At 58.5% G+C, this 6,827-nt stretch carries 5 protein-coding genes; 3 read left to right on the forward strand and 2 right to left on the reverse strand.

The features are described from left to right. From ACFMO5_RS01385 to ACFMO5_RS01395, 3 genes are all read left to right on the forward strand, one after another. Positions 1-660 (forward strand): hypothetical protein (locus tag ACFMO5_RS01385; RefSeq protein ID WP_376790983.1); only part of this gene is annotated, 660 nt, incomplete at its 5' end. Positions 661-1,294: 634 nt separating this feature from the next. Then, positions 1,295-3,049, forward strand: a complete 1,755-nt coding sequence (locus tag ACFMO5_RS01390) for an ABC transporter ATP-binding protein (protein ID WP_376790984.1) — start codon at positions 1,295-1,297, stop codon at positions 3,047-3,049. Beyond that, positions 3,046-3,858 (forward strand): energy-coupling factor transporter transmembrane component T family protein, encoded by an 813-nt coding sequence (locus ACFMO5_RS01395; RefSeq protein WP_376790985.1) that lies wholly within the window; start codon positions 3,046-3,048, stop codon positions 3,856-3,858. The genes ACFMO5_RS01390 and ACFMO5_RS01395 overlap by 4 nt, the downstream gene beginning before the upstream one ends. A gap of 173 nt (positions 3,859-4,031) precedes the next feature. Here the strand turns inward: ACFMO5_RS01395 and ACFMO5_RS01400 are convergent, their stop codons facing one another. Beyond that, a complete protein-coding gene (locus tag ACFMO5_RS01400; protein WP_376790986.1) occupies positions 4,032-5,888 on the reverse strand; it encodes a glycoside hydrolase family 125 protein in 1,857 nt (618 codons plus the stop codon). Then, positions 5,885-6,709, reverse strand: coding sequence for a carbohydrate ABC transporter permease (locus ACFMO5_RS01405; protein ID WP_376790987.1), 825 nt, complete (start codon positions 6,707-6,709; stop codon positions 5,885-5,887). Before ACFMO5_RS01405 ends, ACFMO5_RS01400 begins: the two co-directional genes overlap by 4 nt. Between the last annotated feature and the right edge of the window lie 118 nt (positions 6,710-6,827).

The following is a 6,827-nucleotide window of genomic DNA, read 5'->3' on the forward strand; positions in this document are numbered from 1 at the left end:
GGAGGGGGTTACGTGCCTCTTCAGAACGTATTCTCCGCTATGGCCCCGCTATTGCTAGGCCCTCTCGGGGGATTTGTGGCCGCAGTGCTAGGCGGATTGATCGGCATGTTCATTGCCCCGGCAGCCTTCCCCCTCCAGCTCGTGGACGTAATCCTCACTGGCGCCTTACCTGCCTTGTTCGTCGCCCTGGTCATCCACAATGATCGCTGGTGGAAGTATTCCATCCCGTTGGCGGTGCTGGTGGGGATCTTCGGCACCTTGTTCCCATTCTACGTGCCAGGTCCTGCCGCAGGATTCAGTTATCCGCCCCAGCCAACCCAGTTTCTTCTCGCGGGTTATTACTGGATCATCCCCCTCATTGTGCTGGCCACACCGCTGGGCCGCCGTCTCTTTCCTTCCTGGGCCCGATCCAACGATCGACGGCTTCGCTACCTGGGGATCTTCTTCAGCTACTATGTCGGCATGCTGCTCTGGTTCCTCCCATGGTCCCTCCCTTACTGGTATGTCTTCAAATACGAGGTTGCGCTGGGAATCGCCACGTACATTGGATACACGTGGTGGGTCCCTGCCTTTGCAGTAGTGACCACCATCATTACCATCCCTCTCTTGGAAGCTTTATCCCGGAGCGGCTTGCCCAAGATCCCCGACGCACTATGGTGACGATTCCATCTTCCGTCCCCCTCTCGTTGTCAGGTGGCTTTTGGAAGCCGGGGAGGCTCCCATCGGCCATCTCCTCGGCCTCGATGATCGGATAATCTCCTAGGGGTGCTCCATTCCAAACAGGGGGAGTCCCCCAGATTCGCGGTGTCGATCTTTCGATTCTCAGGATTTCTATGAGGGGCGGGCTGCTGGCGCGGCCCGCCCCTCATAGGGTCCTTTCATCTTTACAACAAAGCTCTTACGGGCATTAGCTTGTGAGGGAGGCCGCTGCACGGATGCTGAGAGGCCACCTGGCATCCGTGTCAGCTTCCCCCGACGGAAGGGAAAGCCCACCTCCTGTAGAGGCAGAGGAGGTCGCGAAAGCAACACCGTGAATCGCATTTCCACCACAAGTGAGCACAAGCGTTTAGGGCCAGGGTGTGTCAAAGGCGCGCCCCGGCTGCTGTGTGTCTCTGCTCTCTCCTGACAGCTTGCTCATAGTGCTTCTGCCACTTTTGTTTTGAGGATACACGGTGGAAGGGCGGATGGCTCCTCCCTGCGGCTTCGGACTGCAAGGAGGGGCTCTCCGCCCTTCCACCGAGTACCCTTAAAATTCAGATGGGCAAAACACTCACAATATGCAGGACGAATGGGTATGAAAAACCGGGATGTAACAGTGAAACTCCGAGAGGTCACCTTCACTTATGAAGGGGGTGTTGTGGCCCTGCGCAACCTGAACATGAGCGCCCGGCGCGGGGAGTTCATCGTTGTTCTGGGCGCCAATGGGGCAGGGAAATCCACGCTTTGTTATTTGCTCAGCGGGATCATCCCCCATATCTATGGCGGACGGCGCGCCGGGGAAGTTCAGGTTGTCGGCCGGGATCCCTGGGATGATCCAATTCACATTACCGCCCAGCGCTGTGGGGTGCTCCTTCAGGATCCTGAAGTCCAGCTCTTCATGCCCACGGTGCGAACCGAGGTGGCCTTCGGGCCAGCCAACCTCCAGGTGCCCCGAGCAGAGATCGAACGTCGGGTGGCGGAAGTCCTGGCCCTGGTTCGACTAGAGGGCCTGGAGGATCGCAACCCGCGGGAACTTTCCGGGGGACAGAAGCAGCGAGTCGCCTTGGCGGCCGTGTTGGCCATGCGCCCCCAGGTGCTTGTGCTGGACGAGCCCACTTCTCAGCTGGATCCCCTGGGGCGTTGGGAAGTCGTACAGGCTCTCCATCGGTTGAAGGCAACCCAGGAGATCACGATCATCCTGACTACTCATGAAACCGATGAGGTGATGGATCTGGCGGACCAGGTATGGGTGTTGGAAGAAGGCCGATGCATCCTAACGGGAGCGCCGGAGGAGGTTTTCACGCAGCCGGAGCGGTTAGAGGCGGCAGGGGTGAAACCTCCAGCCTTAGCTCATATCTGGATTCATCTCGCCCGTAAGAGCGGAGAGTCAGCGGATCTCAATGGTCAACGATTACGTGACCTAAGCATCGCCCGGGTTGCCGAGCGAGCGGCAAACCTGCTCCGTCAGGGCTGGATCTCGCCGTATCCGCTCCCGGATTCCAGTCGATCATCATCGCCGATGCGCCCGGCGGTGATTGAGGTGCAGGATTTGGTCTACCGCTATCCGGGTTATCCCCCGGTGATCGCCTTGAAGGGGATCAACCTTACCGTTCGGGAGGGGGAATTTATTGGAATTATCGGACAGAACGGCTCGGGGAAAAGCACTTTAGTGAAATGTATCGTGGGTCTGCTCCGGCCTACGGCTGGCCAAGTGCGGGTGCTCGGTGAGGACGTACGTCGGCTCTCCGTGGGCCAGCTGGCCCGACGGGTTGGTCTCGTTCTTCAGAACCCGGATTACCAGCTCTTCACAATCTCCTCTAAGGAGGAAATCCTGTTCGGCCTCCGCAACCTGGGCATCCCCAAGGAGGAGGCCGAGGCCCGAGTTCAAGAAGCCTTGCGCTGGGTAGGGCTGGAGTCGGAAGCGGAGACCTTTCCCTTCCGGCTCTCGTTCGGTGATCGGCGGAAGCTGGCGGTGGCCGCCACGCTGGCCATGGACCCGCAGATCTTGATCCTCGACGAACCGACGACGGCCCAGGATCATCGAGGCCGTTATCAACTGGCCGAGCTCGCCCGGCGCTTCCGAGAGGAGAAAGGGCGAACCGTGATTATGATCACACACGATATGGAGCTGATCGCTCGCTATGCCGAGCGGGTGATCGTGATGTGGGATGGACAAATCCTAACGGACGGAACGCCGGAGGAGGTGTTCGGCCAGACCGAGTTATTGCATCGAAGCTTTTTGCGCGCACCCATTGCTTATGAGATCGCTCAGCAGCTCGCCCCCTTTGGAATCCCATCCAGGGTAATGACAACTCATGATCTGTTGACTGTGCTGGGAGGATTGTCATGAACGCCCCGTTCCGTTACATTCAGCGCCAGACCATTGTCCATCGTTTACATCCGTTCACCAAAATGATTTACGTGCTGCTCACCCTGTTGCTTATCCTGGTCCCGCTCTATGACATCCGTCATCTCCCAGTTCTGCTGATCTGGCTGAGCCTCTCGGCCATGTTATGGGTAGCGGCGCGCATCGAGCTGGGACGGTTCGCCGCCTTATTAAAGATCCTGGCCGGCACTTTCCTCTTCTTGATGCTAGCCCAGGGATTCACCTACCGGCATGGGAAGACGGTTCTGATCAAGTTTGGGGATCTCCATTTCGGCGGCTCCAATATGGGGGAGCTGACGCTGGAAGGCGTTCAGCTGGGGTTTATGCTATCGGTGCGTATCCTCACAGCCGCCTCGTCGCTGCCGCTGCTGGTAATGACCACCTCGAACGCCGAGCTCATGGCCGCTATGAGCCAGCTTCGCCTACCCAAGGTAGTGACTTTCATGTTCGTAAGCGCCCTCTCTTTCACCTCATTAATTTTCGAGATGTGGAATAACATTGTGGATGCTCAGAAGCTCCGGGCCTTCGATATCGATCGCATGGATCCGATCACACGTCTGCGCAAAGCCTATGTGCCTATCATCACGCCTCTCATCCTTCTTCTCTTCCGCAAAGCGAACGATTTCCAGATCGCCCTGGAGACCAAGGGGTTCGGATCACCCGGACGGCCCACCGAGATCGAGACGCTTCGAATGAGGTCTGTTGATTTCCTCGCCATCGCGATCTTCCTGGCGGTCTTCGTGCTCTGCAATATCCTGCGTTTCCACTTATGAGCTATTTGAATCAAAGCGTTTGCCTAACAAGTGGCTTAACCTTCCGGCATCCCCCTTAAGCGCCCTATCTCTTTTTTCATGCCTGATTGTCGCAGACAGCCCCGCGCTCATTTCCTTTGCATGCAATTGCCCAATCCGCCCTCAAAAACTCTGGGGAAAGCAAATAACCCCATTTAGCTGGGGCGCTCAAAGAAGTTGCGATGCCCCCTCGCTCGCGCCCATAAGGCCCAGGCCAGGAATCCCGCCAGGCTGGCCATCGCGGCTCCTGTGCGCACCACGCCAGTTTGCGGATCGATGGACTCGCAGGCCAGCCCGTTATCCATAGGCGCTTTCCGCACGAGCTCTAAAACCGCTGGGTCCGGATCGGTCAGCAAGCGATTGGCGAGATCGAAAACGCCTGGAAAAGGGAAATGGGGAGAGCCCGGGCCGCCGAAGGGACCAGGGAAAAAGTATGGATTGGCCGGGGAGGATAGCCACCGCACCGTGTTCTGGTATACCGGATCCGCGGGGTCGCAAAAACCATAATAAGCCAAAAGCCGCAAGCTTCCCGGTGGCTCCTCCCGCAATTCGATACGGCCCGTTTGATCCCGAGCCCAAGCCCACATCGGCCCCTCCGGCCCCTCCACGATGCCATAGCGGCGGATCGCCGCCGCCAGCTGTTCGGCCTCCAACTCCCAGTGCGACGCTTCGCTCTCTTTTCCTAGGAGCCGGAACAATTCTCCAGAGACCCGGAAGGCCGCCCAAACCAGAACGTTATCGTAAATGACCAACGGATACTCCGTCGGGTCATCGGTCGGCAACAGGAAAGTCCGATAGAGCCCTGTCTCCGCATCCCGCTGCTGCTCAATGCGCCGCAACAACGCAGGGATCGCCTCGGTGATCACGGGTTCCTGCAATAGGCGGATGTCTCCGGTTTCACGGACGTAGCGCCAGATCGCCAGGAGGGGGGCCGCGGCCTGATCCAACTCGAAGCCTGGATAAAGAGGGACCCCATTCAGGTAAAGCGCGTGATCAGCGATGTGGGGAAGATAGCGCGGCAGAGCATCTCGCAACAGGAAACGGGCCCGCTCCGGATCCACCAGCAAGATCGCCGGAAACGACCAGAGGAAAGCATCCCGGCTCCAGAAGGCGCCGCTGACATAATACAAGGGACTGCGCGAGGTCACCATCACGGGAGCGCCGGTGTCCAAGCAATCCCCTTGACTGAAGAAGTAAGCAAAAAACAGGTTCTCATTCAGGCGGGCGGTGAGCGCCGGATCCTCCAGACGGCGCGCGCGCGCTTCCAGCCAGCGCCGCGTCTCCTCCAAAAGCCCGTCCGCACCACGGCGGCGCAAGTGCAACGCCCCCGTCCGTGCTCCATCCGCATCGGGAGCCACCGCCAGGTACAGGGTGGCCGATATCACTTCCCCGGGATGAAGCAGGTGATGTAGAAGACCTCGATAAATGAGGAGATCCTGAGAGAGAAGCTCTAAACGAAGCGGAGGCTCCGCCTGTAGACCCAAGGCGAGCAACGGCAAGCCGGTATGAAACTCCGCGAACCCGCTGCCGGTCCAGGGATCTTGCCCAACAACCCAGCTTCCGTGCAGCGGTCGGGAAGTGAACCGCGAGAGGAGCGTGCGCGCCCATCGTCCTTCGAAGCCCAGGGCAATGGTCCGAGGCGGACCCGCGTGGAGCGAGAGGCGAAGTTGATACACCAGCCCGCGCTCCTCAATCGGAGCCCAGAGGCGGCCTTCCACCTCCAGGTTCCCTTCGCGGAAGCGCCAAACCGGTATCCAGAACCCTTCCCGTCTCCAACTCAGACGCCCGGTCCAGGCCACTGGCTGGCTCTCCACAAACAGCACCGGGCGGATCAGAGGATCCCCCTCCGCCTCGATCAGGCCGTTGAAGTGCTCATGAAGGGCGCCCAGACGATATACGCTTCCATCTCGTTGATCGATCCAGGGGATGGAAAGCTCCAAGTTCCCTGTAGGGAGGAATACCGGCGGCTCCTCTAGGATCGGCGCCCGTGTCATCAGGCATTCTTTGCTCATCCCCGCATCCCGGTCAGGGCGATGCCCTCAATGATCTGGCGCTGAAGGAGGAAGAAAACGATCAGCATCGGCATGGCGGCGATCAAGGCGCCCGCCATCTGCCAGTGGATGTTCGTGCCATATTGCTCCGAGAAGAACTGCAGGCCCACCGGGATCGTCCGGCTGGCGTCCGAGCTGGTGATGATGAGCGGCCAGAGGAATTCCTCCCAGGAGCCCAGGAATGTAAAGATCGCCAGGGCGGCCAAAGCCGGACGCACCAATGGAAGCATGATCGTCCAAAAGATCCGCCACTCGGATGCCCCATCGATGCGCGCCGCATCGATGAGATCGCTCGGAATGGTTAACATAAACTGGCGCATCAAGAAGATCCCGAACGCGTCCACCAGCCATGGGAACATTACACCCAACAGTGTGTCCTGCAGACGTAGAGAAATTGCCAGTTGATAGAGCGGGATCATTCGAGTCTGGAACGGAACCATCAGGCTGGAGAGAACCAGAATGAAAACCAAATCCCGACCCGGGAAATGAAACTTAGCCAGAGCATACCCCGCCATGGCGCTTGTCAATAGCACACTCAGTGTCACTAGAGAGGAAGTGATCAAGCTGTTCAAGAAATAGCGACCGAATGGGAACTGCGCAAAAACCGCGCGGAAGTTATCCAGAGTGGGTTCCTCGGGGATCCATGTCGGTGGAATGAGCATAACTTCATGCAACGGCTTAAACGCTGAAGAGGTCATCCACACCAGGGGCAGTAGCATGACCAATGATCCGGTCAGGAGGACTAGATAAACTGTCATACGACCGATCCAACGCCACGACATGGATTCTTTCGCCTCCAAGATTAAAAATGTTGACTTGCTCTGTTGCAAACCACAGAGGAAGACACCCCAACTCGTAGTGACGAGCTTTCGACTCGTGAAATTTTCTAGTGGGGTGGGC

The organism is Thermoflexus sp., assembly GCF_042408365.1.
Taxonomy (GTDB): domain Bacteria; phylum Chloroflexota; class Anaerolineae; order Thermoflexales; family Thermoflexaceae; genus Thermoflexus.